This window comes from Stenotrophomonas sp. GZD-301 (assembly GCF_049310345.1).
Taxonomy (GTDB): Bacteria; Pseudomonadota; Gammaproteobacteria; order Xanthomonadales; family Xanthomonadaceae; genus Stenotrophomonas.
The window spans coordinates 36,002-62,727 of record NZ_JBMOWY010000051.1 but is presented as its reverse complement, the minus strand read 5'-3'; the positions used below and the strand labels follow the sequence as shown (position 1 = coordinate 62,727).

At 69.3% G+C, this 26,726-nt stretch carries 21 protein-coding genes and 1 tRNA gene; 13 read left to right on the top strand and 9 right to left on the bottom strand.

What is annotated here, in order from left to right:
- Positions 1-2: 2 nt before the first annotated feature.
- The 6 genes from ACO6VK_RS14285 to ACO6VK_RS14260 all read left to right on the top strand — a co-directional run bounded on the left by ACO6VK_RS14285 (position 3) and on the right by ACO6VK_RS14260 (position 6,774).
- On the top strand, positions 3-458 hold the full coding sequence (locus tag ACO6VK_RS14285) for a hypothetical protein (protein ID WP_422508207.1): 456 nt from the start codon (positions 3-5) through the stop codon (positions 456-458).
- Positions 455-1,186, top strand: coding sequence for a 3-oxoacyl-ACP reductase FabG (gene fabG / locus ACO6VK_RS14280; protein ID WP_422508205.1), 732 nt, complete (start codon positions 455-457; stop codon positions 1,184-1,186). Before ACO6VK_RS14285 ends, fabG begins: the two co-directional genes overlap by 4 nt.
- Positions 1,186-2,433, top strand: a complete 1,248-nt coding sequence (locus ACO6VK_RS14275; protein WP_422508203.1) for a beta-ketoacyl-ACP synthase — start codon at positions 1,186-1,188, stop codon at positions 2,431-2,433. The genes fabG and ACO6VK_RS14275 overlap by 1 nt, the downstream gene beginning before the upstream one ends.
- Before the next feature lie 70 nt (positions 2,434-2,503).
- On the top strand, positions 2,504-2,941 hold the full coding sequence (locus tag ACO6VK_RS14270) for an excinuclease ATPase subunit (RefSeq protein ID WP_411852570.1): 438 nt from the start codon (positions 2,504-2,506) through the stop codon (positions 2,939-2,941).
- Between the two features lie 225 nt (positions 2,942-3,166).
- Positions 3,167-3,439, top strand: coding sequence for a YcgL domain-containing protein (locus ACO6VK_RS14265; protein WP_422508201.1), 273 nt, complete (start codon positions 3,167-3,169; stop codon positions 3,437-3,439).
- Complete coding sequence (locus tag ACO6VK_RS14260; RefSeq protein ID WP_422508199.1) at positions 3,436-6,774, top strand: ankyrin repeat domain-containing protein; 3,339 nt, start codon at positions 3,436-3,438, stop codon at positions 6,772-6,774. Before ACO6VK_RS14265 ends, ACO6VK_RS14260 begins: the two co-directional genes overlap by 4 nt.
- Before the next feature lie 15 nt (positions 6,775-6,789).
- Here ACO6VK_RS14260 and ACO6VK_RS14255 read toward each other — a convergent pair whose 3' ends face one another.
- Positions 6,790-8,592: a monovalent cation:proton antiporter-2 (CPA2) family protein gene (locus ACO6VK_RS14255; RefSeq protein WP_422508197.1), complete on the bottom strand. Its 1,803-nt coding sequence runs from the start codon at positions 8,590-8,592 to the stop codon at positions 6,790-6,792.
- 370 nt (positions 8,593-8,962) lie between these two features.
- Here ACO6VK_RS14255 and mgtE point away from each other — a divergent pair, with 370 nt between their 5' ends.
- A complete protein-coding gene (gene mgtE / locus ACO6VK_RS14250) occupies positions 8,963-10,333 on the top strand; it encodes a magnesium transporter (protein WP_422508195.1) in 1,371 nt (456 codons plus the stop codon).
- Positions 10,334-10,451: 118 nt separating this feature from the next.
- Positions 10,452-13,169 carry a bifunctional acetate--CoA ligase family protein/GNAT family N-acetyltransferase gene (locus tag ACO6VK_RS14245; RefSeq protein WP_422508193.1) on the top strand — a complete coding sequence of 906 codons (2,718 nt, stop codon included), beginning with the start codon at positions 10,452-10,454 and terminating at the stop codon, positions 13,167-13,169.
- Positions 13,170-13,200: 31 nt separating this feature from the next.
- On the opposite strand, the gene ACO6VK_RS14240 is transcribed toward ACO6VK_RS14245, so the two are convergent.
- Positions 13,201-13,563: a hypothetical protein gene (locus ACO6VK_RS14240; protein WP_422508191.1), complete on the bottom strand. Its 363-nt coding sequence runs from the start codon at positions 13,561-13,563 to the stop codon at positions 13,201-13,203.
- Between the two features lie 95 nt (positions 13,564-13,658).
- Here ACO6VK_RS14240 and ACO6VK_RS14235 point away from each other — a divergent pair, with 95 nt between their 5' ends.
- A complete protein-coding gene (locus ACO6VK_RS14235) occupies positions 13,659-14,357 on the top strand; it encodes an alpha/beta fold hydrolase (protein WP_422508189.1) in 699 nt (232 codons plus the stop codon).
- Between the two features lie 9 nt (positions 14,358-14,366).
- Here the strand turns inward: ACO6VK_RS14235 and dkgB are convergent, their stop codons facing one another.
- Together dkgB and ACO6VK_RS14225 are read right to left on the bottom strand one after the other, a co-directional pair.
- On the bottom strand, positions 14,367-15,170 hold the full coding sequence (gene dkgB, locus ACO6VK_RS14230) for a 2,5-didehydrogluconate reductase DkgB (protein ID WP_422508187.1): 804 nt from the start codon (positions 15,168-15,170) through the stop codon (positions 14,367-14,369).
- An 87-nt stretch (positions 15,171-15,257) separates the two neighbouring features.
- A complete protein-coding gene (locus ACO6VK_RS14225) occupies positions 15,258-16,472 on the bottom strand; it encodes an MFS transporter (RefSeq protein ID WP_422508186.1) in 1,215 nt (404 codons plus the stop codon).
- A 127-nt stretch (positions 16,473-16,599) separates the two neighbouring features.
- On the opposite strand from ACO6VK_RS14225, the gene ACO6VK_RS14220 reads away from it, so the two are divergent.
- Positions 16,600-17,499, top strand: coding sequence for a LysR substrate-binding domain-containing protein (locus ACO6VK_RS14220; RefSeq protein ID WP_422508184.1), 900 nt, complete (start codon positions 16,600-16,602; stop codon positions 17,497-17,499).
- Between the two features lie 21 nt (positions 17,500-17,520).
- Here the strand turns inward: ACO6VK_RS14220 and ACO6VK_RS14215 are convergent, their stop codons facing one another.
- Entirely contained in the window at positions 17,521-19,704 is a 2,184-nt protein-coding gene (locus tag ACO6VK_RS14215) for a methyl-accepting chemotaxis protein (protein ID WP_422508182.1), read from the bottom strand.
- 181 nt (positions 19,705-19,885) lie between these two features.
- Between ACO6VK_RS14215 and ACO6VK_RS14210 the strand changes: the two genes are divergently transcribed.
- Together ACO6VK_RS14210 and ACO6VK_RS14205 are read left to right on the top strand one after the other, a co-directional pair.
- On the top strand, positions 19,886-20,338 hold the full coding sequence (locus tag ACO6VK_RS14210) for an Rrf2 family transcriptional regulator (RefSeq protein WP_422508180.1): 453 nt from the start codon (positions 19,886-19,888) through the stop codon (positions 20,336-20,338).
- A complete protein-coding gene (locus ACO6VK_RS14205) occupies positions 20,328-21,236 on the top strand; it encodes an NAD(P)/FAD-dependent oxidoreductase (RefSeq protein ID WP_422508178.1) in 909 nt (302 codons plus the stop codon). The genes ACO6VK_RS14210 and ACO6VK_RS14205 overlap by 11 nt, the downstream gene beginning before the upstream one ends.
- Here the strand turns inward: ACO6VK_RS14205 and ACO6VK_RS14200 are convergent.
- The 4 genes from ACO6VK_RS14200 to ACO6VK_RS14185 all read right to left on the bottom strand — a co-directional run bounded on the left by ACO6VK_RS14200 (position 21,226) and on the right by ACO6VK_RS14185 (position 25,655).
- Positions 21,226-22,449 (bottom strand): RtcB family protein, encoded by a 1,224-nt coding sequence (locus tag ACO6VK_RS14200; RefSeq protein WP_422508176.1) that lies wholly within the window; start codon positions 22,447-22,449, stop codon positions 21,226-21,228. The genes ACO6VK_RS14205 and ACO6VK_RS14200 overlap by 11 nt on opposite strands.
- Before the next feature lie 3 nt (positions 22,450-22,452).
- On the bottom strand, positions 22,453-23,583 hold the full coding sequence (locus ACO6VK_RS14195; RefSeq protein WP_422508174.1) for a slipin family protein: 1,131 nt from the start codon (positions 23,581-23,583) through the stop codon (positions 22,453-22,455).
- 319 nt (positions 23,584-23,902) lie between these two features.
- Positions 23,903-23,974 (bottom strand) — tRNA-Arg (locus ACO6VK_RS14190).
- 724 nt (positions 23,975-24,698) lie between these two features.
- Positions 24,699-25,655 (bottom strand): aldo/keto reductase, encoded by a 957-nt coding sequence (locus tag ACO6VK_RS14185; protein ID WP_422508172.1) that lies wholly within the window; start codon positions 25,653-25,655, stop codon positions 24,699-24,701.
- Positions 25,656-25,830: 175 nt separating this feature from the next.
- Here ACO6VK_RS14185 and ACO6VK_RS14180 point away from each other — a divergent pair, with 175 nt between their 5' ends.
- Entirely contained in the window at positions 25,831-26,691 is an 861-nt protein-coding gene (locus tag ACO6VK_RS14180) for a class I SAM-dependent methyltransferase (RefSeq protein WP_422508170.1), read from the top strand.
- Positions 26,692-26,726: the final 35 nt, after the last annotated feature.

Here is a 26,726-nt window from a genome sequence, read left to right as displayed (position 1 = left end):
GCATGCAGCTGCCCTGCGATATCGATGATGTGCTGCCGCACCGCGACAGCATGCGCTTGATCGACCGCCTGCTGGACTGGCAGGACTCCTCGGTCGTGGTCGAGGTGGATGTGCCGTCGCACGGCCTGTTCGCCACCCCCGACGGGGTGCCGGCCTGGGTTGGCGTGGAGTACATGGCCCAGGCAATTGCCGCCTGGGCGGGTGCGAAGGCACGCCAGGCCGGCGGCGTACCGTCCATCGGCTTCCTGCTGGGCACGCGGCGCTACACCGCGCACCAGCCCTTCTTCGCTGCGGGCAGTTGCCTGCGGGTAGAGGCGCATTGCGAGCTGATGGGCGAAAATGGCCTGGGCATGTTCGCCTGCCGGATCCTGGCAGGCGATACCGAATTGGCGGTCGCCAACGTGTCCGTGTTCGAACCACGCGATGCGATGGCTTATCTGGAGAGTGGACAGGCATGACTGGAAATCTGACCGTGCTGGTGACCGGCGCCAGCCGGGGCATCGGCCGTGCCGTGGCGCTGCGGATGGCGCGCGACGGCTTCGACGTGGTGGTGCATTGCCGCAGCCGTATCGAGGACGCGCAGGCGGTGGTCGCCGACATCCAGGCACTCGGGCGCCAGGCGCGCGTGCTGATGTTCGATGTCTCCGACCGCGACGCCGCGCGCGCAGCGCTGGAGGCGGACGTGGAGGCCCACGGCGCCTGTTACGGGGTGGTGTGCAACGCCGGCATCGCCCGCGACGGCGCCTTCCCGGCGATGCCGGCCGAGGACTGGGATGCCGTGGTGCATACCAACCTGGACAGCTTCTACAACGTGCTGCATCCGCTGGTGATGCCGATGGTGCGGCGGCGCAGGCCGGGCCGCATCGTCACCCTGTCCTCGGTGTCGGGGCTGGTCGGCAACCGCGGGCAGACCAACTACAGCGCGGCCAAGGCCGGCATCATCGGTGCCACCAAGGCGCTGGCGCTGGAACTGGCCAGCCGCGCGATCACCGTCAACTGCGTGGCACCGGGCCTGATCGAGACCGAGATGGTGAACCAGGAGGTGGTCGAGCATGCGCTCAAGCTCATCCCTGCCGGACGCCTGGGCCAGCCCGAGGAAGTCGCGGCGGCCGTCTCGTTCCTGATGTCCGAATCGGCCGGCTACATCACCCGCCAGGTGATCTCGGTCAATGGAGGGATGGTCTGATGGGCCGCATCGATCGTCGCGTGGTGGTCACCGGTGCCGCCGCGCTCAGCCCGCTGGGCCATGACTGGGCCAGCATCCGCGAGCGCCTGCACGCCCGCGTCAACGCGGTGCGCTACATCCCCGAGTGGGAAGTGTTCGACGGCCTCAACACCCGTCTGGCCGCGCCGGTGCAGGACTACGACCTGCCGCCGAACTACAACCGCAAAACCACCCGCAGCATGGGCAAGGTCGCGGTGATGTCGGTGCGCGCCACCGAGCTGGCGCTGGAATCGGCCGGTCTGCTCGGCCACCCGGTCCTGCGCAGCGGCATGGCCGGCGTGGCCTATGGCTCGTCGTCCGGCAGCCACGAGGCGACCGCCGAGTTCGGCCGGATGCTCCACGAGCACACCACCGAAGGCATCAGCGCCACCACCTACCTGAAGATGATGAGCCACACCTCGCCGGTCAACATCGGCGTGTTCTTCGGCTTGTCCGGCCGCGTCTACACCACCTCCAGCGCCTGTACGTCCGGCAGCCAGGGCGTGGGCGCCGGCTATGAAGCGATCCGCAGCGGCAAGCAGCTGGTGATGGTCACCGGCGGCGCCGAGCAGCTCGACGCCACCGCCGCGGCGGTGTTCGACACCCTGTTCGCCACCAGCGTGCGCAACGATGCCCCGCAGACCACGCCCAGCCCGTTCGACGCGCACCGCGACGGCCTGGTGCTGGGCGAGGGCGCCGGTACGCTGATCCTGGAAGAGCTCGAGCATGCGCGCGCGCGCGGCGCGACGATCCTGGCCGAGGTGGTCGGCTACGGCACCAACAGCGATGGCCAGCACGTCACCCAGCCCAGCGCCGACACGATGGCCCAGGCGATGCGCCTGGCACTGGAGGACGCGGGCCTGGAGCCGGCGCAGATCGGCTACGTCAACGCGCACGGCACCGCCACCGACCACGGCGACATCGCCGAAACCCAGGCCACCGCGCAGGTGTTCGGGCCGGCCGGCGTGCCGATCAGCTCGCTCAAGAGCTACGTCGGCCACATGCTGGGTGCCTGCGGTGCGTTCGAAGCGTGGCTGAGCATCGAGATGATGCGTGAAGGCTGGTTCGCGCCCACCCTGAACCTGACCGAGGTCGATCCGCGCTGCGGCGCGCTCGACTACATCCGGGGCGAAGGCCGCACCCTGCACACCGATTACGTCATGAGCAACAACTTCGCCTTCGGCGGCATCAACACCTCGTTGATCTTCCGTCGCTGGGCCGAATCCTGATCCACCGCGGCCCGCCACCGGGCCGCGCATCGCTTACCATCCCGCGCCACACCAACAAGGAGTTCGTTGAATGCGTCGTTTTGCCCTGATCGCCACCGCTGCCCTGCTTGCCGTATCGAGCGCCGCCTCGGCCCGCGACACCCGCGTGGAGCAGTCCCTGCACGACCTGATCAATTCCGATGAAGCCCGCAATGCCGGTATCGATGGCAGCGTGCGCTTCTTCCTGGCCGGCGAGAAGGTCAGCGTCCAGCAGCGCCTGGGTGAAGATGTGACCAACAAAAAGACCAACGCCGCCAACAAGAGCGACGCCGACGCCTGCCGTTGGGTTGCCCTGTCGGCGCTGCGCGCCCTGCAGGACGGCGCCAAGTCGCGCGGTGCCAATGCCGTGGTGGACATCGTCAGCTACTACAAGAAGAACGAGTTCAAGAGCAGCACCAACTACGAGTGCTATGCCGGCACCCTGATGGCCGGTGTTGCCTTGAAGGGCACCTACGCCAAGGTCAAGTAAGCGCAGGACCCCGCTGCCAGCGCCGTTTCGGTGGCGCTGGCAGCTACCCCAGCCAGCCCACGCCCGGTCCGTGTCGCCCTCCGGAACTGAACGGGTCCGCGACATTGATGAACCTGAATCTGCCGCGCGCCGGAAAACCGTCGCCCGGACACCGCAGCAGCTTTCGCCCTTGCGCGGTTTCATCCACAATCATCCCACTCACTCCCAGGGCAAAGCCCCGCGGGCATGCAAGCCTACGTCTATAAAAGCCAACGCAAGCAGGACACCTACGTCTACCTCGCCGTCCGCGATGACTTCAGCGCCGTTCCCGACGCACTGAAGGCCACGCTGGCGCCGTTCGCATTCGTCCTGGAAGTTGCCCTTACTCCCGACCGTCGCCTTGCCCTGGCTGATGCCGGGCAGGTGCGCGCGAACCTGGCCGAGCGCGGCTTCCACCTGCAGATGCCGCCCCCGCCGGTCGCGCCGGTGCGGGTACCGCGCCGCGATGACCCACGATGACTGACCTTCCGCGCTCCCGCGCCAGTGCCATCGCAGTCGCCGTCGGCGCCCTGCTGGCGCTGGCGGCGGTGCTCGGCGGCGTGCCCGGCGCGCTTGCGGCCGTTCTGGCCCAGCCGGCGTTCGCCCTCGGTGTGTCCTGGTGGCGCCGCACACGTGCCGTGCCGGCCCTGCCGGTTCTGCTGCGCCGCGATCTGCCCGCGCTGCTCGCCCTCTGGCTGCCCGGCCCGCTGCTGCTGGCCGCGCTGGTCGCCTGGCCGCTGGCCGCCCTGCATGACAGCGGCAGCCTCGGCGCGGTGCTGGGGTTGAGCGTGGCGGTCAGCGCCGCGCTGCTCGGTGTCTGGCGCACCTGGCCGGTGTGGAACGATATCGAACGCAGCGAAGGCAGCCTGGCGCGCCACTGGCAGACCCTCGCCGGTCGCGACCTCACGGCGTGGCGCGGCCTGGCCGTGGCGGCCGTGGTCGTCGCGGTCTGCGCGCTGATCGTTCTGCCCGCATGGCCGGGCCTGGTCCCGGACGACGCGCGCTGGCCGCTGGCCGTGGCCACGCTGCTGCTGTCGCCGTTGGCCCACCTGCTGCTGCAGACCGTGCAGCCCGCCGCCGCCCTGTCAGACGCCGCTTCGCGCTCGCCGGACGCCAGCACCGATGCCGACCTGCTGGCCGACAGCGCGCAGCCGCCGGGTCCGCTGGAACCGCTCGGCCAGCATGAACGCCTGCCGGCGCTGTACGACGCGGCGCGCAGCGGCCGCGTGGATCGCGCCCTGCAGCTGCTGCAGGCCGGCGCCGACCCCCACGGCCTGCCCGATCCGCAGTGGCGCGACCAGCGCAGTCTGGCCGTGCTGGCCGCCGTGCTGCCCGACCTGCGCCTGCTGCGCGAGCTCATCGCCCGCGGGGTGGACCTCAACGCCGCGCCGCGCGGGATGACGCCCCTGCTGGCGGCCACCCGCGACAGCTGGCACGGGCGGCCCGAAGCGGTGATGACCCTGCTCGCCAACGGCGCCGATTCGCGCGCGGCCGACACCGACGGCAACACCCCCCTTCACCACGCCGCACGCAGCTCCGACCCGGGCGTGGCCGCGCTGCTGCGCGATGCCGCCGCCGAAGTGGATGCGCTCAACCTGGACGGCTGGTCGCCGCTGGCAGTGGCCTGCCAGGTCGGCAACTGGCGGCTGGCGCGGTTCCTGCTCGAACGCGGCGCCAAGACCGAACCGGCCGACGGCACCCCCGTTCTGCTGGCTGCGGCCGGCACCGAGGAAGACGATCCGGCCGGCGTGCAGCTGCTGCTCAAGCACAAGGCCCGCGCCGACGCGCGTGACCGCCAGCGGCGCAGCGCGCTGCACGAAGCGGCCCTGGCCGGCCATGTGGACATCATCGATGTCCTGCTCGCCGCCGGCGCCAACCTGGAAGCGCGCGACGCCCTTGCCCGGACCCCGTGGCTGGAAGCCGCCCGCGGCGGCCGTGCCGCCGTGGTCGAACACCTGCTGCCGCACCATCCCGATCTCAACGCCGTGGACGGCGAAGGCCGCAATGCAGTGCTGCTGGCGTGCATGGCCGATACCGTGTCGCCGTTGCTGGTCCGCCGCCTGCTGGACCTCGGCATTCCCGCCGACGCGACCGACCCGCAGGGCCGCCGCGCGGTGGACATCGCCGCGGGTGCCGGCCGCTGGGCAATCGTGTCGTTGCTGGATCCGGCCTATCCGCTGCCGGCCGCGGTCAGCGATGGCCTGAGCGCCGGCGGCGATGCCGACCCCACCGCGAACACACTGCCGGACCGCCCCCCGCTGGACCTGCTGCGCGAAGCGCTGGGCTTCGGCAACGTGGAGGGCCTGCCGGCGCTCGCGCGCCTGTGCGGCGCCGACGAACTGGGCGCCCTGCTGCACGATGGCGAGCTGGCGCTGGACCCGCATGCGGTGGATTGGCTGCTCCAGCACGGTGCCGCCCCGGAGGTGCTCGACGCCTGTGGCGACACGCCCATGTTTGCGCTGCTCGCACGCGGCATCGATGCCGTGCCGGCGTTGCAGGTTCTGCTGCGCCACGGCCTGTCGCCGGCCGGTCGCGGCGGCCTGGCGCGCCTGCTCAGCGCCTGCGCACAGCATGACCATGCGTCGCGCGGGCTGGAGCAGCTCGCGCTGGAACTGCTGGAACGCGGTGCCGATCCCTTCGCCGCGTCGCCGGCCGGCGATCCGCCGCTGTCGCTCGCGGTCCGGTTGGGCTGGCTGCGCCTGCAGCACGCGCTGCTGGCGCTGGGCGTGGACCGCGAAGCCCGCGACAGCCACGGCATGACCGCCCTGCACCTGGCGACCGCGCTGGCCCGCGAAGGGTCGATCAAGCTGCTGGTGCAGCAGGGCGCATCGCCGGAAGCGCGGGCAGCGGACGGACAGACGCCGCTCGGCGTGGCCTTGTCCATCGGTCGCCGCGATCTGGCCGACTGGCTCGACTGGCGTGTGTGGCCGCTGCCGCGCCGCGCGCTGCGCGACGGCGACCTGCCCGCCGCGGCGATGGCCGGCGATGCCGATGCCGTGCGCCGCCTGATCGACCTGGGCTTCGCCGTGGACGTGGTCGACGCACAGGGCTGCACCGCGCTGCTGCGCGCGTCCGGCGGCGGCCACCTGGCGGTGGTCGACCTGCTGCTGGCGCGTGGCGCCAATCCGCAGCACGCCGCCGCGAGCGGCGCTACGCCGTTGTCGGCAGCGGTCAGCATGCGTCAGATCGAGATCGTCTCGGCGCTGCTCGATGCCGGTGCCGAACTGGAATACCGCCTGCCGGGCGGGGTGACCGTGCTGATGCTGGCCTCGGCGCTGGGCCTGCCGGATATCGTGGCGCGGCTGCTCACGGCCGGTGCCAACGTGCATGCCGGTGATGCCCAGCAACTCGGGCCGCTGCATTGCGCGGCGCTGTACGGCTTCAGTGCGCGCGACCGTTCGCGCCTGCTGGCGCTGCTGGATACGCTGCTGCTGGCCGGTGCCGAACCGGACCAGGCGGCAGCCGGCTCGGTGACGCCGCTGCTGCTGCTGCTCGGCGCCCGCGCCGAACCGGGCACCGCCTGCGACGAGCAGGTGGTGCTGGCCGCCGTCGAGCGCCTGCTCGATGAGGACGTGTCGCTGGACGTGCGCGATCCGCGTGGGTTTGGCCCGCTGCACCTGGCCGCGCTGCATGGCCTGCCGTTGCTCGTGCAGCGGTTGCTGCGTGCCGGTGCCGATCCCGACGTGCGCGACGCGCTGAACCGCAGCCCGCGCGAGATCGCGGTGATGCGCGGCTTCATCGATGTAGCCGGCGAGTTCGAACCGCTGGTGCCGGGCGTGTCGTCGATGGCCCGGTTCCTGCGCGACAACGGCTGACGCCGTCGCGACCGGTCAGTCGCGCCGGTCGCTGTCGGGTGTGCGGTCGCGTTCCGCATCCGCTTCGAACAGATGCATCAGGTCCGCGCGCGCATCGCGCGAGGTCTGGATCACCGCCGCCTCGTCGTCGTACACCAGGTACTGGTCGCGCAGCAGTTTCTCGTCGTGCTCGCGGAACCGCTGCACGTGGCTGCGCGCGGTGTCGGCCGGAATGCCCAGTGCGATCAGCATGCGTTCGCTGAGTTCCAGGCTGGTGCCGAACACCTCGCGGAACGGCTCGGCCGACATGTCCATCAACCGCCACGCATGCTGGCGGTTGCGTGCCCGCACCAGCACCACGGCATTGGGATACATGCGTCGGATCAGACGGGTGGCGCGCATGTTCGCGTCCGGATCGTCCAGGGTCACCACGTAGACGCGGATGAACTCACCGCCGGCCGCGCGCAGCATCTCCGGCCGGGTCGGGTCGCCGTAGTAGAGCTTGTTGCCGAACCGCCGCAGGTCCGAGACCGTGTCGGGGTTGGATTCCAGTGCCACGAACGGGATCTTCTGCGCGGTCAGCAGACGTGCCACGACCTGGCCGAAGCGGCCCATGCCGGCGATCATCACCTGCGGCTGGCTGCCTTCGGTGTCCACCGTATCGGCTGGCCGCGCGCTCGCCTTGGGCCCATCGTCGCGGCCGAGCAGGCGCAGCAGCGCGATCATCAGCAGCGGCGTGATCGCCATCGACAGACCGACGATTGCCACCAGCCGGTCGTGGTTGGCATTGCCCAGCAGGTTCGCGCGCTGCGCTTCGTTGAACACCACGAAGGCGAACTCGCCGCCCAGCCACAGCACACTGCCCAGCAGCACCGCGTGCCGCGTACGCAGCTTGGCCAGCTTGCCGATGGTGAACAGCAGGCCGAACTTCACCACCAGCAGGATGGCCACGCCGGCTGCGATCATCGCCGGCTCGGCAACGATCCGGTCCAGGTCGATGCCCATGCCCACTGCGATGAAGAACAGGCCCAGCAGCAGTCCCTTGAACGGCTCGATCTGCGATTCCAGTTCGTGCCGGAACTCCGAATCGGACAGCAGCACGCCGGCCAGGAAGGCACCCAGGCTGGGGCTCAGCCCGGCTTCCTGCATGAACCACGCCGTGCCCAGCACCACCAGCAGCGCCATCGCGGTGAATACTTCCGGGCTGCGGGTGCGCGCGATGATGTTGAACAGCCGGCGCAGCACCGGGCGCCCGCACAGGATCACCACCGCCAGCGCACCCAGCGCCACGGCCACGTCGCTCCACTGCAGGGTGTCGTTGCGGGCCCCGCCGAGCAGCGGAATGGCGGCCAGCAGCGGAATGGCGATGAGGTCCTGGAACAGCAGGATCGCAAAGCCCAGGCGGCCGTAATCGCTGTTGATCGCCTTGTGCTCGGACAGCAGCTGCAGCCCCACCGCGGTGGACGACAACGCCAGCGCGATCCCCACGATCAACGCGCTCTTCCACTGGAAGTGGTCGAGCAGCAGCAGGCCGCCGAGCACCAGCGCGCTCAGCGCAACCTGCAGGGCACCGGCCCCGAACACCGAGCGCCGCATCACCTTCAGCCGGGCCGGGGACAGTTCCAGGCCGATCACGAACAGCAGCATCACCACGCCGATCTCGGCCGCGCTCAGGATGCGGTCGGCGTCCTGCACGAAGCCCAGCCCGTCCGGGCCAAGCACGACACCGGCGGCCAGATAGCCCAGCACGGCGCCCAGCCCCAGTTTCTTGAACACCGGCACGGCGATCACCGCCGCCAGCAGCAGCACCAGGGCCAGCTCGAGCGCGCCGCTATGCATGGAAGGACCTGCTCATGACATCGATGACCCGGGTGGTTCAGGGAACACGCGGTGGTGAATCCTGGCGGTGGTGAATCCTGGCCGTGAGGGAACCGGGCCCACCGCCATTATGCGACGCACGCGCGACGGCAACGACAATGCCGCCGCAACGGCCCGCCGCCGCCGGGTTGACCTCGCCGCCGGGGAGGTCCAGACTGCCCGCCGCTGCTGGCGCGTCCGCGCTGTCGGCAGTACACCCATCCGGAGTCCCCAACCCATGTCCAGCGACAGTAGAAGTCGACCTTGCTCGACGCCAGCGATGGCTACCGCCTGACACGGGTCGGTTCGCCAGCGTTGGCGTTGCGCAATGCGACCCCGACAGGCGAATACGATGAACCAGAAAGACCTGCTGCGCCCGGTGGCTGATGCCGCCTCCCTGAGCGCGCCCCTCGAAGCCTTCAACACCGCCGATGCGGTGGAATTCCTCAACACCCTCGAGCTGTCGCGCGCCGCCGACACGCTGGCGGCGCTGCCGTTGCCGCGTGCGGTGAAGATGCTCGAGCAGCCCGAGCTCAACCGCAGCGGCGATCTGGTCGCGGCGATGCCGGTGGCCCGTGCCGCCGCGCTGCTCGGGCTGATGGCCGACGACCGCGCCACCGACATCGTCCATGAACTGGACGCCGACGACCGCGCCCGCCTGATCCCGCTGCTTTCGCCGGAATCGCGCCAGTCGATCCAGCAGCTGCTCAGCTACCCGGCGCATACGGCCGGTGCGTTGATGACCACCGAGTTCGTCAGCGTGCCCTCTGACTGGACCGTGGGCCGCACCCTGCAGCACATCCGCGACGTCGAACGCACCCGCGAAACCGTCTACGCCATCTACGTGCTGGACCCGCAGACGCGCGTGCTGGTGCAGGTGGTGACCATGCGCCGGCTGATCACCGGCCTGCCCGACGAACCCATTCTGGACGTGGCGCAGGTCAATCCGCCGGTCAGCGTGGATGCCATGCTCGACCAGGAGGAGGTCGCGCAGCTGATCCGCCGTCACGACCTGCTCGCCATCCCCGTGGTGGATGCGCAGCGCCACGTGCTCGGCATCGTCACCGTGGACGACATCCTCGACGCGCTGATCGAGGAGTCCACCGAAGACGTGCACAAGTTTGGCGGCATGGAGGCACTGGAAAAGCCGTACATGCAGATCGGCTTCTTCGAGATGCTGCGCAAGCGTGCCGGCTGGCTCAGCGTGCTGTTCCTCGGCGAAATGCTCACTGCCAGCGCCATGCAGCACTACGAGGACGAACTGGCCCGCGCCGTGGTGCTGACCCTGTTCATTCCACTGATCATGAGCTCCGGCGGCAATTCCGGCTCGCAGGCCACCTCGCTGCTGATCCGCAGCCTGGCCCTGCGCGAGCTGCGCCTGCGCGACTGGTGGCGGGTGGCGCTGCGCGAGATTCCCACCGGCGTCACCCTCGGCGCCATCCTTGGCGTGCTGGCCATCATCCGCATCGTGAGCTGGCAGCTGCTGGGCCTGCACGACTACGGCGAGCACTGGAAGCTGCTGGCGCTGACCATCGGCGCGGCGCTGGTCGGCATCGTCACCTTCGGCTCGCTGTCCGGGTCGATGCTGCCCTTCATCCTCAAGCGGCTCGGTTTCGACCCGGCCAGCGCATCGGCGCCGTTCGTGGCCACGCTGGTCGATGTGACCGGCCTGGTGATCTATTTCAGCATCGCCGCGATGATCCTGAGCGGAACGCTGCTGTAACCGCCACGACACGCAGGCGCCGGGTCCACGCCCGGCGCCTGCCATTGCGCCAGATCATCCCCACATCGCCGGCGCCCGTGTACCGTGTACCCACGTGTCCCGGTGACAGTTCGACCTCATGAGCACCTACCACCTGCAATCCGTGTTCCGCCCGCAGTCGGTCGCCGTGATCGGCGGCAGCCCGCGCGAGCGTTCCGCCGGCCGCGCCGTGATGCGCAACCTGCGCGCCACTGGTTTCCCCGGCAAAGTCGCGTGGATCAACCCGCGTTACAGCGACATCGACGGCATCCGCACCGTCAAGCGGCTCAAGGACCTCGACTGGGTGCCCGAACTGGTGGTGATCACCGCGCCGGCCAGCATCGTGCCGCAGGTGGTGGCCACGGCCGCCGAGCGCGGCGTCGCCGCCGCCATCATTCTTACCGCCAACCTCGGCCAGGGCCCCGGCTCGCTCGCCGCACAGGTGGAAGCGGCCGCGCGCGCCAAGGGCCTGCGCATCCTCGGTCCCCACTGTCTGGGCGTGATCGCGCCGCATGCGCGCCTCAATGCCAGCATCGCCGCCCACTTTCCGCAGGCCGGCGATCTGGCGCTGATCTCCGAGTCCAGCGCCATCGCCGCGGCGCTGGTGGAGTGGGGCGTGGCGCGCTCGGTCGGCTTCTCGGCCGTGGTCTCGCTCGGTGACACCCTGGATGTCGACTTCGGCGACCTGCTCGATTACTTCGCCACCGACTACCGCACCCGCGCCATCCTGCTCTACGTGGAGCACATCCGCGACGCGCGCAAGTTCATGTCGGCCGCGCGTGCGGCCGCGCGCGCCAAACCCGTGGTGGTGGTGAAGTCCGGCCGCCACATCCGCATCGACCCCGATGCCGACACCCATGTGCAGGCGCTGGCCAGCACCGATGCCGTGTACGGGGCCGCCTTCAACCGCGCCGGCCTGCTGCGGGTGAGCGCGCTGGACGAACTGTTCACCGCCGCCGAAACCCTGGGCCGGCTCGGCACCTTCCCCGGTCGCCGGCTGGCCATCCTCAGCAACGGTGGCGGGGTAGGGCGGTTGGCGGTGGACCAGCTGCTGGCGCTGCGCGGCAGCCTGGCCGAGCTGTCCCCGGCCACCGTCGCCCAGCTCGACGCGGTGCTGCCCGAGGGCTGGTCGCGCGGCAATCCGGTGGACATCGTGGTCGACGCCGACGGCGAGCGCTACGCGGCGGCCATCGAGGCACTGATGTCCGACACCGAGAACGATGCGGTGCTGGTGGTCAACGTGCCCACCGCCTTCACTTCCTCGGCCGATGCCGCGCAGGCGCTTACCCGCACCCTGGGCCTGCGCCCGCGTCACCACCGCGACAAGCCCGTGTTCGCGGTCTGGCTGGGCAACGACGACCGGGCCACCGCCACGCTCAATGCCGCGCGGGTGCCCACCTATCCCACCGAAGCAGAAGCCGTGCGCGGCTTCCAGCACCTGGTGCGCTACCGCGACGCGCAGGCCGCGCTGATGGAAACGCCACCCAGCCTGCCCGAGGATTTCGTGGTGGACACCGCCGCAGCGCGGGCGCTGGTGGACGCCGCGCTTGCCGCCGGGCAGCAGTGGCTCGATCCGATCGCCACCCACCAGCTGCTCACCGCCTACGGCATTCCGTCCGCGCCGGTGATGCAGGCGCGCGACGCGCACGAGGCGATGGACCTGGCCCAGCCACTGCTGGAACAGGGCGCCACCGTGGCGGTGAAGGTGTTCTCCGCCGACATCCCGCACAAATCCGATGTCGACGGCGTACGCCTCAACCTGGGCACCCTGCAGTCGGTGCACGCGGCGGCCACGTCGATCCTGGAGCGCGCCCATCGCCTGCGCCCGCAGGCGCGCATCGACGGCGTGCTGGTGCAGCCCACCATCGTGCGGCCGAAGGCGCGCGAGCTGATCGCCGGCATCGCCGACGATCCCACGTTCGGCCCGGTGGTGGTGTTCGGCCGGGGCGGCACCGCCGTGGAGGTCATCGACGACAAGGCCCTGGCGCTGCCGCCGCTGGACCTGCGGCTGTCGCATGAACTGATCGGCCGCACCCGGGTGTCGCGCATCCTCAAGGCGTACCGCGACGTACCGGCGGCCGACGAACGCGCGGTGGCGCTGGTGCTGGTCAAGCTGGCGCAGCTGGCGGCCGACATCCCCGAGATCCGCACGCTGGACATCAACCCGTTGCTGGCCGACCGCGACGGCGTGATCGCGCTGGACGCGCGCGTGGCCATCGCGCCGTCGCGCAAACTGCACAAGGGGCGTGGTCACCCGCGCTTTGCGGTGTTCCCGTATCCCAAGGAGTGGGAGCGCACCATTACCCTGTCCGATGGGGCGCCCGCCTTCGTGCGGCCGGTGCGGCCCGAAGATGACGCGCTGTTCCGCGCGTTCTTCGCCCGCGTCACCGACGACGACCTGCGGCTGCGTTTCTTCCAGTCGGTCAAGCACTTCAGCCATGAATTCATCGCGCGCCTGACCCAGCTCGACTACGCGCGCTCCATCGCCCTGGTCGCCATCGATCCGCGCAGCGGCGACATGCTCGGCGCAGTGCGGCTGCATGCCGATGCCGATTACGACCGTGGCGAGTACGGCATCCTGATCCGCTCGGATCTCAAGGGCCACGGCATCGGCTGGCGGCTGATGACGATCATGATCGAGTACGCCCAGTGGCTGGGCCTGAACATCGTCGAAGGCCAGGTGCTGCGCGAGAACAGCACCATGCTGGCGATGTGCCAGAGCCTGGGCTTCAAGACCCGGCTGGACCCGGACGATTCCACGGTGATGGTGGTGACGCTGCCGGTGCAGGGTGTACAGGTACCCCAGGTACCGGTGTGAGCATCGCCCGGCAGCATCGAAACGGCCGCTTCTACTGGAACTGGAATTCCTCGATCACCTTGCTGCACGCGTTGTCCAGCTCCACACTGAACGACTTGCGTTCATTCCTGCCCAGCGGATCTGCAAGATCGTCCTTGTGCAGGACGGCGAAGCCGCGGCCACCGACCAACGGTGGCGATGTGGACACCAGATAATCCGCCGGTGTCCACGTCCGCGTACGCCGGACGTATGCGTCCACAACGCGTACGCACTCCGGGTACTTCTGTGCCGCCAGAATATTGGCCTTTACCATCTCAGGCAGTGTCTGCAGCGCATCCTTGTCCGAGGCGTTGCACGCAGGGGGCAGGCAGGCGAGGACAAGGCACAGCGCGATCATGGGTACGTTGGACATCATTCACCTCACCGGACAGGTAGCTGAACATAAGTCGTGCAGACGCGAGCCGGAAGCAAGGCATCGCTCGTAGATCAGGCACAAGCGACAATACCGCGATGACCGACCGCATCCCCCTGCTGCTGCTCCCTGGCCTGCTCAACGACGCTGAACTCTGGCGCGGGCAGATCGCCGCGCTGTCCGACATCGCCGACTGCACGGTGGGCGACCAGACCCGTGGCGAGACGATGCAGGCGGTGGTGGACGACGTACTGGCACAGGCGCCGGACCGCTTCGCCCTGGCCGGGTTTTCGCTGGGCGGCTTCGTGGCCCAGCAGATCCTGCGTACCGCGCCGGAGCGGGTGCTGCGTCTGGCCCTGATCGACACCTCGATCCATGCCGATTCACCGGAACGCGCCGCCCAGCGCCGGTCGCAGCGCGCCAGCGTGCGCCTGCCCGGCACCTTCCACGGCTTCGGCGACACACTGATGCGCAGCTACATCGATGCCTCGCGGCTGGACGACTACGTGCTGGTGCAGCGCGTGCGCGACATGACCGCGCGGCTGGGGGCGGCGGTATTCCTGCGCCAAAGCGCGCTGGACCGCGTCGATGGCCACGACGTGCTGGCTGGCTATCGTGATCCGCTGCTGATCGTGTGCGGCGCCAACGACCGCATCACGCCATTGGCCATCAGCGAGGAAATGCATGCCCTGGTGCCAGGCTCCACCCTGGTGGTGGTGCCCGCGTGCGGCCACCTGGCGCCAATGGAACAGCCGGATGAAGTGAGCGGGGCGCTGCGCAGCTGGTTGCTGCACTAGCGCTGCCGGTCAATCCCAGGCCGGTGCGATCCCCTCGGGGTTGGCCAGGCGCTGGCCACGGTCCAGCGTGGCGATCTGCGCCATGTCCGCGTCGTCCAGGCGCAGGTCGGCCGCCAGCAGGTTGCTGGCCAGGTTCTCGCGCCGGGTGGAGGAGGGGATCACCGCGTAGCCCTGCTGCAGGGCCCAGGCCAGCGCGACCTGGGCCGGGGTGGCCTGGTGGCGGTCGGCAATGGCCTGGATCACCGGGTCCTTCAGCACCTCGCCGTAGGCCAGGCTCATGTAGGCGGTGACATGAATGCCCTGGTCCTTCAGGAAGGCGATCAACGCGCGGTTCTGCAGGTAGGGGTGCACTTCGATCTGGTTGGTGGCGATGGCGTCGGCACCCAGGATTCCGATCGCCTGGCGGGTCTGCGCGATGGTGAAGTTGGAGATGCCGATCTGCCGGGTCAGGCCCAGCGCCTTCGCCTCGGCCAGCGCGCCCAGGTATTCGTCCATCGGCACCGCGTCCTTGGGCGAGGGCCAATGGATCAGGGTCAGCTCGACGTGGTCGGTGCGCAGCTTGCGCAGGCTGTCGCGCAGGCTCTCCAGCAATGCGTCGTGGGCGAAGTTGGCGATCCAGATCTTGGTGGTGAGGAACAGATCATCGCGGGGCACGCCGGCGTCGGCGATGGCCTGGCCCACCTCGGCTTCGTTGTCGTAGATCTGCGCGGTATCGATGGCGCGGTAGCCCACCTCGAGCGCGTTGCGGACCGAGTCGATGACGGTCTGGCCCTTCAGGCGGAACGTGCCGAGGCCGAATGCGGGAATGCTCATGGAAACTCCTTCATGGGGGTGCGGTGCAGGCTACGCCGTGCACCGTTAAATGAAGCGCAGCAGACGGTGCGTCCGCTGCGCGAATGATCAATGCGCGGTGACGGCGATGCCGTCGGCACGGTCGGCGACACCGTCACGGCGGTCCAGGCGGCCGCTCAGCGCGGTCAGGCCGAAGGCGCCCAGCACCACCAGCGCACCCAGCCACGGGGTGTGCATCAGGCCGAGGTGATCGACCACCAGGCCGCCGAGCGAGGCACCCAGGGCGATGCCGACGTTGAACGCGGCGATGTTCAGGCCCGAGGCGACGTCGGCCGCCTGCGGGGCGAAGCGTTGCGCCTGCTTCACCACGTACACCTGCAGCCCCGGCACGTTGCCGAAAGCCACCGCGCCCAGCGCCAGCACGGTCAGCAGCACCAGCCAGGTGTTGTAGGCGGTGAAGGTCAGCACGAACAGCACGGCGGCCAGCAGGGCGAAGATCAGCTTCAGCGCCGGAATCGGCCCGCGACGGTCGGCCAGGCGGCCGCCCCACAGGTTGCCGATCGCCACTGACACGCCGTACACCAGCAGCACGCCGCTGACCGCATTGGCCGAGAAGCCGGTGACGTCCTGCAGGATCGAGGCCAGGTAGGTGAACGACAGGAAGGTGCCGCCGTAGCCCAGCGCGGTGATCGCATACACCAGCAGCAGGCGCGGCTGGGCCAGCACCGACAGCTGCTGGCCGAACGTGGCCGGCTCACTGCGCTGCAGGTTGCGCGGCACGAACAGCAGGCTGCCGATCAAGGCGATCACGCCCAGCGCCGCCACGGCCAGGAAGGTGGCGCGCCAGCCCAGATGCTGGCCGATGAAGGTGCCCAGCGGCACGCCGGTGACCAGGGCGACGGTCAGGCCGGTGAACATGATCGCGATCGCGCTGGCGGCCTTTTCCTTGGGCACCACCGAAGTGGCGATGATCGAGCCGATCGAGAAGAACACGCCGTGCGCCAGGCCGGTGAGCACGCGCGCCACGATCAGCGACCCATAGCCGGGCGCCATCCAGGCGATCACGTTGCCCAGGGTGAACAGCACCATCAGCGCCACCAGCAGGGTCTTGCGCGGCACCCGGCCGGTGAGGGCGGTCAGCACCGGCGCGCCGACCGCCACGCCCAGGGCGTACAGCGAGACCAGCAGGCCGGCCGAGGGCAGGGACACGCCGAGGTCGGCGGCGATGGTCGGGATCAACCCGACGATGACGAATTCGGTGGTGCCGATGGCGTACGCACCAAGCGTGAGCGCCAGCAGGGCCAGGGGGATGCCACGGGACATGGTGGACTACCGGTGGGAAGAGAGGCTGCGCAGTCTGCGCGCCGCACTCGTGCCGAAAAAGCGGTCTTCACGCCAATGACTATTGCCTGGTGGTCAATAATGGGCCACGTCCCTTGAATGCCGTCCGATGAAAACCACCCTCGACGAAATGCAGGCCTTCATCGCGGTGATCGACAGCGGCTCGATCACCGCCGCTGCCGAACAGCTGGCGCAGACGCCGTCCGGGGTCAGCCGTGCGCTGGGGCGGTTGGAAGAGAAGCTCGGCACCACCCTGCTGACCCGGACCACCCGGCGCCTGCAGCTCACCGAGGAAGGCGAGGCATTCCTGGCCCAGGCCCGCGCCATCGTCGCCTCGGTGGAAGCGGCTGAAGAGCAGATCGCCGCGCGTCGCGAGCGTCCGGCCGGGCGGTTGCGGGTGGATGCGGCAATGCCCTTCGTGCTGCACGTGATCACCCCGCTGGTCGCCGGCTATCGCGCGCGCTACCCGGAGGTGGCGCTGGAACTCAACAGCAGCGAGCGCTACATCGACCTGCTGGAACGCCGCACCGATGTCGCCATCCGGATCGGGCCGCTGGCCGATTCCACCCTGCATGCGCGCCCGCTGGCGCACAGCCGGCTGCGGGTGCTGGCCAGCCCGGCCTATCTGCAGCAGCACGGCACGCCGGCCCGCGTGGCCGACCTGCAGGCGCACACACTGCTGGGCTTCAACGAACCGGACTCGCTCAACCACTGGCCGTTGCCGGGCGACACCGACGCGCTGCTGCACGTGCGGCCGGCGGTGGCGGTGTCCAGTGGCGAAACCCTGCGCCGGCTGGCGCTGGAAGGCGTGGGCATCGTCTGCCTGTCCGACTTCATGACCCACCGCGACCGCACCGCAGGAACGCTGGTGCAGGTGCTGCCGACGCTCACGGTGGAAGTGCGCCAACCCATCCATGCGGTGTACTACCGCAACACCGCCGTGTCGGCGCGGATCAGCTCCTTCCTCGACCACCTGGCCGCCGCGATGATCGGCCCCCCCTACGCGTAGTGCCGGCCGCTGGCCGGCAACTCAGCGGTGCCCGCCGGCAACACCGTGGTGCCGGCCAACACCCCCCCCCTGGTCCGCCGTCGCCGGCACGCGCGTGCCGGCCGCGCTCCGGACGTCCAGCACGAACACGTCCACCGCCGCGTTCAACGCGACCGCCTGCTCTTCCATGCTGCGCGCCGCCGCCGATGCTTCCTCCACCAGGGCCGCGTTCTGCTGGGTCGCTTCGTCCATGTGCACCACGGTCTGGTTGACCTGCTCGATGCCGGCCGACTGCTCCTGCGACGCGGCCGAGATCTCGGCCATGATGTCGGTCACCCGCTGCACGCCGCCCACGATCTCCTGCATGGTCTGGCCTGCCTCGCGCACCAGGCGGGCACCGGTGGCGACGTCCTCGACCGAGGCGTCGATCAGGCCCTTGATCTCCTTTGCGGCGGCCGCCGAGCGCTGCGCCAGGGTGCGCACTTCGCTGGCCACCACCGCAAAGCCACGGCCCTGGTCGCCGGCACGTGCGGCTTCCACGGCGGCATTGAGCGCCAGGATGTTGGTCTGGAAGGCGATCCCGTCGATGACGCTGATGATGTCGGCGATGCGGCGCGACGAGGTTTCGATGACGCCCATCGTGACCACCACCTGGCCCACCACGTCACCGCCCTGGCTGGCCACGCCGTGCGCGCCGATCGCCAGCTGGTTGGCCTGGCGTGCGTGCTCGGCGTTCTGGCGCACGGTGGAGGTCAGCTCCTCCATCGAGGCGGCGGTTTCCTCCAGGTTCGCGGCCTGCTGCTCGGTGCGCTGGGACAGGTCGTTGTTGCCGGCGGCGATCTCGCCGGCGGCGGTCTGGATGGCCTGCGCGGCCTGCTTGATGTCGCCGACGATGCCGGTGAGCTGGCCGCTGGTACGCGCCACGTCGTCGCGCATGCGCGCGAACACGCCGTGGAAGTCGCCGTGCATGCGCGCGCTGAGATCGCCGCGTGCGATCGCCTGCAGCACCGCCGAGACCTGGCCCAGATCGTGTTCGGTGGTCTGCATCAGCTGGTTCAGGCCGGCCACCATCTCGCGGAAATCGTGCGCGTAGCGCGCTTCATCGCCGCGTTGGCTGAAGTCGCCCGCGGCGGCGGCCAGGGCCAGACGCTTGATCTCGGCGTTGATCGCGCCGAGATTGGCCTTGGCCGTGTCCAGCGCCTGGGTGATCACGGCCTTCTCGCCGGGCAGCCGTTCCATGTCCAGCGCCAGGTCGCCCACCGCATAGCGCCCCATGATCTCGATCGCGCGCAGCTTGACCTGGATATGCGCATCGACCAGCGCGTTGGCGTCGCGCACCATCTGCCCATAGCCGCCGGGGAAGGCGCGATCATCCATGCGATAGCTGATCTGGCCGGCGTCGTGGCGTTCGGCCATCGTCGCCTGGGCGGCCAGCACGTCCTTCAACGTGCGGGTGACCGCGCTCATGGCCTGGCCGAGACGGCCGATCTCATCGCCGCTGCGCACCTGCACGGTGTGCTCCAGGTCGCCGCGTGCCACCGCACGCGCGGCCGCCTCCACCGCCAGCACCGGCGCGATCACCGCGCGGCGCAGCCACACGGCCAGCAGTCCCATCAGCACCAGTGCGGCCAGCGCGGTGAGCAGCGCGCATACCACCAGCGTGCGTCGGGCCTGTTCCGAGCGCGCCTGCACCGCGCGGTCGGCCACCACCGCGGTGCGCTCGCCCAGCGCATCCAGGGTGGCGCCGAGCGCGCGGTCCTTGCCACGCACCAGCGCATCACCCTCCAGCGGGCTGTAGCCGCTGGCGGCAAACGCCTCCAGCGCGCCGTGGTAGGCCTGCTGGAGGGCCGTGTGCTGGGCCAGGAACGTGCCGGCCAGGCGCGCGGTGTCCGCATCGTCGGCACCGGCCAACGCCTGCGCCAGGGCCTGCGCCTTGTGGCCCTGGGCATCGAAGGCGGCTAGGTGGCGTTCGCGCAGCGCAGCGTCGCTGCCTCGGATCAGCACGTTCTTCCACTCCTGCACCTGCAGGCGGAACTCGCGTTGCAGGGTTTCGGCTTGCGCATTGCGCGCCACCTGCGGGGGCACCTCGGTGGACAGGTTCAGCCAGGCCGAGCCGAGCCCGGCCAGCGCGCAGACAACAACGATGAACAGGCCAAGCGACAGCGCGCCCAGCAACTTGAACTGCAGGCTCAGGGCGCGCGCGGGCGCGGCGGACAGCGTGGGCATGGGACGTGAGAAGTGAGGGAGGGCGATGCGGTATCGGACCCTCGCTTCATCTTCTGAAGTGGGAGGTACGTCACGCTTCCCGTTCCATTCAAAGATGTGAAATCTTTGTGACATCTCCCCAGGTCCACTCACTGGAACAACAGCACTGGACAGGCTGCCAATATGTAACTAATGTAGTTACATGAAATCCAGCAACCAGTTCTCCGACGCGCTGCACGTGATGGCCCATCTGGTCGGGCAGGACGGCCCGCGCACCTCCGAACAGCTGGCCACCTGCCTGCCCACCCACCCCGTGGTGATCCGGCGTCTGCTGGCAGCCCTGCAGAAGGGGGGCCTGGTCAGCAACGTGCGCGGTCACGGCGGCGGCAGCCAGCTGGCGCGCGACCCGGCCAGCATCACCCTGCACGACGTCTATGTCGCGGTCGGTGCGCCGCCGCTGCTGCACACCGGTGCACGCGAAGGCGGCCGTGGCTGCCCGGTGCAGCAGGTGGTCAACGCGGCGCTGGACGAAAGCTACCGGCAAGCCCAGGCGCTGCTCGAAACGCGTCTGCGCGCCACCACCCTGGACACGCTCGGCGCGGCCTTCGCCCGCCATCTGGCCCACCATGCAGCAGGAGTTCCCCATGACGTTTGATGCCGTGATCGTAGGGGGCAGTTTTGCCGGCCTGTCCGCTGCGCTGATGCTCGCGCGTGCCCGCCGCGAGGTGCTGGTGATCGACAGCGGCCTGCCGCGCAACCGTTTCGCCGCGCACTCCCACGGCGTCCTCGGCCTGGATGGCATCGCCGGCAGCGAGCTGCTGCGGCAGGCCAAGGCGCAGCTGCTGGACTACCCGACCGTACGCTGGCTCAGCGACACGGTGGATACCGCCTCACGCACTGCCGACGGCTTCGTCGTGCATACGGCCGGTGGCGAGACCTGGGCCGCGCGCAAGCTGCTGCTGGCCACCGGCATCCGCGATGAACTGCCCGCGCTGCCCGGGCTGGCCGAGCGCTGGGGTCACAGCGTTCTGCATTGCCCGTACTGCCACGGTTACGAGATTGGCGGCGGTGCGATCGGCCTGCTGGGCGGGCATCCGATGTCCAGCATGATGGCCGGGCTGCTCGCCGAGTGGGGTCAGGTGACCCTGTTCGCGCACGGCATGACGCTGGACGAGGAGGACGCGGCTCGTTTGCAGCGGCGCGGTGTCACCGTCGAGTACGCGCAGGTCGTCGGGCTGGAAGGCGAGGCCCCGCAGCTCAGCGCCGCGGTACTGGCCGACGGCCGCCGCATCGACCTGCGCGCGCTGTTCGTGGCGGCCCGACAGCACATGGGCGCGCCGCTGGTCGAACACCTCGGCTGCGCGCTGGATGAAAGTCCGCTCGGCGTGCTGGTGCGCGTGGACGCGCAGAAGCAGACCACGGTGCCCGGCGTCTACGCCGCCGGCGATGCCACCGTGGTCGGCAACATCACCCTGGCCAAGGCCGAAGGGGTGCGCGCGGGCATCAGCCTGCACCACGCGCTGGTGGCCGAGGACAGCGCGGTCATCCCTTGATGCACACCACCTGGCGCAGGGTGTGCACCACCTCCACCAGGTCGCGCTGCGCCGCCATCACCGCATCGATCGACTTGTAGGCGGCCGGCGATTCGTCGATGACCGCCGCGTCCTTGCGGCACTCCACATGCGCGGTGGCCTGGCGATGCTGCGCCAGCGTGATCTGCTGCCGCGCCGCCGTCCGGCTCAGCACGCGTCCGGCACCGTGGCTGCAGCTGTGGAAACTCTCCGCATTGCCCTTGCCACGCACGATGTAGCTGCAGTCCCCCATGCTGCCGGGAATGATCCCCAGCTCACCTGCGCGCGCGCTGACCGCGCCCTTGCGGGTGATCAGCAGTGGCTCGCCACCGTGGGTCTCGCGCTGCACGTAGTTGTGGTGGCAGTTCACCGCCAGCGCCTCCAGCTGGAACTTCGGCAGGCGCCTGCGCATCTCGGCCAGTACCCTCGCCATCATCGCCTCGCGGTTCTCGCGGGCGTAGTCCTGCGCCCACGAAACCGCCTCCACGTAGTCGTCGAACAGCGCTTCGCCTTCCATGAAGAACGCCAGGTCCTTGTCCGGCACGTGGAAGCCAAGTACCCGCCGGGCCAGCTGCTCACGCGCCTGCTCGATGAAGTACGTGCCGATCAGGTTGCCGGTGCCGCGAGAGCCACTGTGCAGCATCACCCACACCGCGCCGGTTTCATCCAGGCAGATCTCGATGAAGTGGTTGCCGCCGCCCAGCGTGCCGATCTGGCTCTCCAGCTTGTCGGTGCGGATGCGCCGATGACGCTGCTTGATCGCGTCCAGCCGCGTCACCAGGCCGGAGCGTTCGAACCGGGTGCGGATGCTGTCCGGCAGCTGCCGGTGTTCACCGCCACGCCCGTTGCCGACCGGCACGCTGCGCTCGATGCTGCTGCGCAGCTGGGCCAGGTTGTCGGGCAGGTCCTCGGCGCGCAGGGTGGTGCGCACCGCGGCCATGCCGCAGCCGATGTCCACGCCGACTGCAGCGGGGATGATCGCGCCGCGGGTCGGGATCACCGACCCGACCGTGGCGCCCTTGCCAACGTGCACGTCGGGCATCACCGCCACCCACGGGCCAACGAACGGTATCGCAGCGATGTTGGCCAGCTGCTCGCGGGCCAACGCGTCCACCGGTACGCCGCGCACCCAGCCCTTGATCGGGGTGGTGCTGCCTTCGGCGTGCAGCAATTCAAATGTGTGTTGCATGTTCATGGGTCATTCCCTTGGCTTCATCGTCACCAGCTGCTTCAGCACGCCATCCAGGCCGCCGAACACGGTGAGCGTGTCGATCTTCGCGGTGACCTTTTCCAGCGTCTCCAGCTCCTTGAGCCGCATCAGCACCGGGCTGTCCTCGATCAGCCGGGCGGTGTTGAGCAGCGAACGGGTGGCGTTGGCCTCTTCGCGGCGGCGCACCACATTGGCCTGCGCTTCCTTCTCGGCCTGCACCACGGCGTTGAAGATCTCGCGCATGTCGCCAGGCAGGATCACATCCTTGACGCCGACACCGAGCACCTCGGTACCCAGGCCCGCCACTTGTGCACGCACACGCATCAGGATCTCGGCATCCAGCGCGGCCTTGTCGGCCAGCAGCTCGTCCAGCGAACGTGCGGACACCGCCTGGCGCAACGCGAACTGCAGCTCGCGATAGACCTGCTCGCCGACCTTGGCCACCCCGGTACGTGCGGCCACCGGGTCGACCACGCGGGTGCTGGCCGACAGGTTCACCCGCAGCGAGACCTTGTCGCGGGTCAGCAGCTCCTGGCCACCCACCTCGACGGCCTGCAGGCGCAGGTCCACCACATCCACCACCACGCTGCTCTGCAGGCTCCAGAACGACACCGGGCCGGGGCCCAGCGTGCGCGCCAGCTGGCCATCGATGAACACCAGCGCGGCGTGCTGCTCCGGCACATGCGTGGTCACCGTGTAGCGCGACAGCAGGCCGATCTGGCGCAGCCGCAGTACGATGTCGGCCGGCACCACGGGTACCGCCTCCAGCGGCAGCGTCTCCACCCGCACCGGCACCAGCCCACGCCAGTAAAGCTGGCGTGCGTCCGGCGGCAGCACATCGCACAGACGGTCCTGGCCGTACACCAGGCCGATCTCGCGCGGGCCGATGTCGGCCAGCACGAAGGCCTGCTGGAGATCCGCGTCGTGACGGGCCATCAGCAGCTCGGCATCGTTGCCGGCGTAGCGCGGCGTGCGGATGTCGTGCAGCACGACCTCACGCTCGCCGCGCGGATCGAACCAGCGGTGGGTGCCGGGGCCGAGCACGGCCTCGAACTGACGGTTGCGATACACCAGGCCGCGCTCGCTTTCGCCGATCACGACCTTCCTGGTCCAGAACATGGGCAGTCTCCTGTGGGCTCTGGTGGTGGCATCCGGTGTGTCGACCGCGCGCCGCCCGGATACCGGCCACGACGCGCGGGGTGCCCCCACGGGGGCAGAAGAAGGTGGGAGCCCCGCGACACCAGCGGCGCGGAGCCAGGGCGCTGTCGGCGGCGTGCCGCGACGCACGCCACCACGGCTGGCATGGCGGAGCGTCGGGTCGTTGCGCGTCCAGGGCGCTGGCCCGGCGGCGGAAGCGTTGCCCGGCCACCGCACCGCGATGCAATGCGGTGCCGCGACAGAGCGGGGGATCCCGATTGGGCTTGCGCCCGGTTGCAACGGTCTGGAGCGGGATTCGAACCCGCAACACGCAGGGCGAACCTGCGGCTCTACCGATGAGCCATCCAATGACATGCCGGAATCGAACCGACCTGCGCGGCCTTCGCCGCTGCCCGCACCAGCAGGCCGATGTCGCGTCGGTGTCGATCATCCCGGCATACGCCACGACACGGTCGCGCGCACCAGGCAGGCGGAGAACCTGCACCGTTGAGATAATCGATCAAATCGACGCATCAATATCGGATAAACCGATATCAATATGTCATGCACATAATCACCCGTCGCCCGTGCCCCACACCAGGGCACAGCGCTTTCGCGCCTCTCAGCGACACGTCCTTGTGGTCAGGCAGTCCTTGCCCGGGTGTGGACGATGGGGGAATACGGCATGGTGATCCTGTGTTGAAGCGATGCCCGCGCAAACGAAAACGCCCCCGGATGCAGCATCCGAGGGCGTTGGCATGCCTCGGAGATCGGGGACCGATCTCCGTGCAGGGAAGATCAGTCGATGGCCAGCGTCAGTGCCTTGCCCGCGCAATCGCACGGACGCAGCGCGTGGGTCGCGCTTGGCAGTCGGTCGGCGATGGCGGAGAAACAACGGTGCATGACGGGCTCGGTTGAAGGGAAGGGATGCCGCACGCTGCGGCGATGGGCGCGAACATTACCGGGGTTTCAATCGGTGTGCAAGCGATTATTGAAACTATTTTATTATCCAGCATATTCCCGTGCGCGTCGGGCGCCTGCCGGAACTGAAACAGCCGCCTCGCGGCGGCTGTTTCATCACGGTGCCACGGCGGGCGTCAGTCCTCGGCGCTGGCCGCATCGAGCTGCGCGATATCCTGCGCGGACAGTGTCACCTGCGCGGCTGCCAGCACGTCCTTGAGTTGTTCGACGCTGGTGGCACTGACGATCGGCGCGGTGATGCCCGGGCGTGCGATCAGCCAGGCCAGCGCCACCTGCGATGCGCTGGCGCCGTGCGTGGCGGCGATGTCGTCCAGCGCGGTGAGAATGCGCAGGCCGCGCGGATTGAGGTACTTGTCGACCACGCTGCGGCCGCGCGCGCTGCTCTTGGCCGCATCGTCGGCATGCCGGTATTTGCCGCTGAGGAAACCACTGGCCAGCGAGTAGTAGCTGATCACGCCGATCTGCTGCTCGCGCACCAGCGGTTCCAGCTCGGCTTCATAGCCGGCACGGTCGTACAGGTTGTACTCCGGCTGCAGCGTTTCATAGCGCGGCAGCGTGTAGTCGGCCGATACCGCCAGCGCATCGCGCAGCCGCGACGCGCTGTAGTTGGAGGCGCCGATGGCGCGCACCTTGCCCTGGTCGATCAGCCGGCCGAACGCGGCCAGGGTGGTCTCCAGCGGCGTGGATTCGTCGTCTTCGTGGGCCTGGTAGAGATCGATCACATCGGTCTGCAGCCGCCGCAGCGAATCCTCCACGGCCGCGGCGATGTTGTCGGCCGACAGGCCGGGCCGCTCGGCCCACTTGGCCACTTTGGTGGCCAGCACCACCTGGTCACGCTTGCCGCTGCGCGTGAACCAGCGGCCGAGGATGGTTTCCGATTCGCCGCCGGCATTGCCCGGCACCCACGCCGAGTACGCATCGGCGGTATCGACCAGATTGAAGCCGGCATCGACGAACGCATCCAGCAACGCGAACGAGGTCTTCTCGTCGGCGCTCCAGCCGAATACGTTGCCGCCGAAGGCGATGGGGTGGACCGAAAGGCCGGAGCGGCCAAGTTCGCGCGATGCAGTCATGGGCGATGTCATCCTTCTGAAAGCCAGAGCGACAGGATAAGTCGATGCTGATGACCGCGTTGCGGCAGCAGACACAAAACAGTGTTCCGCCGTGCTGCATCGCACTAACGTTTTGTGAACACCTGGGGCGCCTTGGCTGCTAGTCTCGCCGCAACCCGCCGCCAGGAAACCGCCGATGAAAACCCGTTCGCTGACCACTGCCTGCCTGTTCACCCTGTCCACGCTGCTGCTGTCCGCACCGGCGCTGGCGACCAAGCCGGCCGGCCCCAACGCGCAGATCGCGATCACCCCGGCCGTGCAGACCGCCGTGCAGGGCAGCTGGCGTGATCCGGCCAACGTCAAGCGCGATCCGTGGCGCCACCCGGCGCAGACGCTGTCGTTCTTCAACGTGGCACCGGGCAGTACCGTCATCGAGATCACCCCGGGTGGCGGCTGGTATTCGGAGATCCTGGCCCCGCTGCTGCGCGACAACGGCACCTACGTGGCGGCGGTGGTGGATCCGATGGCCGTCGCCGAAGGCCGTGGCCGCGATTACCAGCAGCGCAGTCGCGATGGCCTGGAGAAGAAGTTTGCCGGCAACGCCGCGCTGTACGACAAGACCCGCGTGGTGGCCTACAACCCGGATGCGCCGCAGTTTGGCCCCGCCAATTCGGCCGACGTGGTGCTGACCTTCCGCAACGTGCACAACTGGCGCAGTGCCAACCAGGCTGAAGGCATGTTCAAGGGCTTCTACAGTGTGCTCAAGCCCGGCGGCGTGCTGGGCGTGGTTGAACACCGCGCCAAGGCCGACGTGCCGGCCGATGACAAGAGCGGCTACGTCGGGCAGAAGCAGGTGATCGCAATGGCCGAGGCCGCCGGCTTCACGCTGGCCGGCAGCAGCGAGATCAATGCGAACCCGCGCGACACCAAGGACCATCCGAACGGCGTGTGGACGTTGCCGCCGTCCAACAACCACGCGGCGGCCGACGCGGCGAAGTACCAGGCCATCGGCGAAAGCGACCGCATGACCCTGCGCTTCGTCAAACCCGCCAAGTAACCGACCGGGCCGGCCGCGCGCCGGCAACGCGTCGC

Bases quoted from the DNA above. Each gene is read 5' to 3' on its own strand.
- ACO6VK_RS14285 (WP_422508207.1), top strand. From the start codon at position 3: ATGCAGCTGCCCTGCGATATCGATGATGTGCTGCCGCACCGCGACAGC.
- fabG (WP_422508205.1), top strand. From the start codon at position 455: ATGACTGGAAATCTGACCGTGCTGGTGACCGGCGCCAGCCGGGGCATC.
- ACO6VK_RS14275 (WP_422508203.1), top strand. From the start codon at position 1,186: ATGGGCCGCATCGATCGTCGCGTGGTGGTCACCGGTGCCGCCGCGCTC.
- ACO6VK_RS14270 (WP_411852570.1), top strand. From the start codon at position 2,504: ATGCGTCGTTTTGCCCTGATCGCCACCGCTGCCCTGCTTGCCGTATCG.
- ACO6VK_RS14265 (WP_422508201.1), top strand. From the start codon at position 3,167: ATGCAAGCCTACGTCTATAAAAGCCAACGCAAGCAGGACACCTACGTC.
- ACO6VK_RS14260 (WP_422508199.1), top strand. From the start codon at position 3,436: ATGACTGACCTTCCGCGCTCCCGCGCCAGTGCCATCGCAGTCGCCGTC.
- ACO6VK_RS14255 (WP_422508197.1), bottom strand. From the start codon at position 8,592: ATGCATAGCGGCGCGCTCGAGCTGGCCCTGGTGCTGCTGCTGGCGGCG.
- mgtE (WP_422508195.1), top strand. From the start codon at position 8,963: ATGAACCAGAAAGACCTGCTGCGCCCGGTGGCTGATGCCGCCTCCCTG.
- ACO6VK_RS14245 (WP_422508193.1), top strand. From the start codon at position 10,452: ATGAGCACCTACCACCTGCAATCCGTGTTCCGCCCGCAGTCGGTCGCC.
- ACO6VK_RS14240 (WP_422508191.1), bottom strand. From the start codon at position 13,563: ATGATGTCCAACGTACCCATGATCGCGCTGTGCCTTGTCCTCGCCTGC.
- ACO6VK_RS14235 (WP_422508189.1), top strand. From the start codon at position 13,659: ATGACCGACCGCATCCCCCTGCTGCTGCTCCCTGGCCTGCTCAACGAC.
- dkgB (WP_422508187.1), bottom strand. From the start codon at position 15,170: ATGAGCATTCCCGCATTCGGCCTCGGCACGTTCCGCCTGAAGGGCCAG.
- ACO6VK_RS14225 (WP_422508186.1), bottom strand. From the start codon at position 16,472: ATGTCCCGTGGCATCCCCCTGGCCCTGCTGGCGCTCACGCTTGGTGCG.
- ACO6VK_RS14220 (WP_422508184.1), top strand. From the start codon at position 16,600: ATGAAAACCACCCTCGACGAAATGCAGGCCTTCATCGCGGTGATCGAC.
- ACO6VK_RS14215 (WP_422508182.1), bottom strand. From the start codon at position 19,704: ATGCCCACGCTGTCCGCCGCGCCCGCGCGCGCCCTGAGCCTGCAGTTC.
- ACO6VK_RS14210 (WP_422508180.1), top strand. From the start codon at position 19,886: ATGAAATCCAGCAACCAGTTCTCCGACGCGCTGCACGTGATGGCCCAT.
- ACO6VK_RS14205 (WP_422508178.1), top strand. From the start codon at position 20,328: ATGACGTTTGATGCCGTGATCGTAGGGGGCAGTTTTGCCGGCCTGTCC.
- ACO6VK_RS14200 (WP_422508176.1), bottom strand. From the start codon at position 22,449: ATGAACATGCAACACACATTTGAATTGCTGCACGCCGAAGGCAGCACC.
- ACO6VK_RS14195 (WP_422508174.1), bottom strand. From the start codon at position 23,583: ATGTTCTGGACCAGGAAGGTCGTGATCGGCGAAAGCGAGCGCGGCCTG.
- ACO6VK_RS14185 (WP_422508172.1), bottom strand. From the start codon at position 25,655: ATGACTGCATCGCGCGAACTTGGCCGCTCCGGCCTTTCGGTCCACCCC.
- ACO6VK_RS14180 (WP_422508170.1), top strand. From the start codon at position 25,831: ATGAAAACCCGTTCGCTGACCACTGCCTGCCTGTTCACCCTGTCCACG.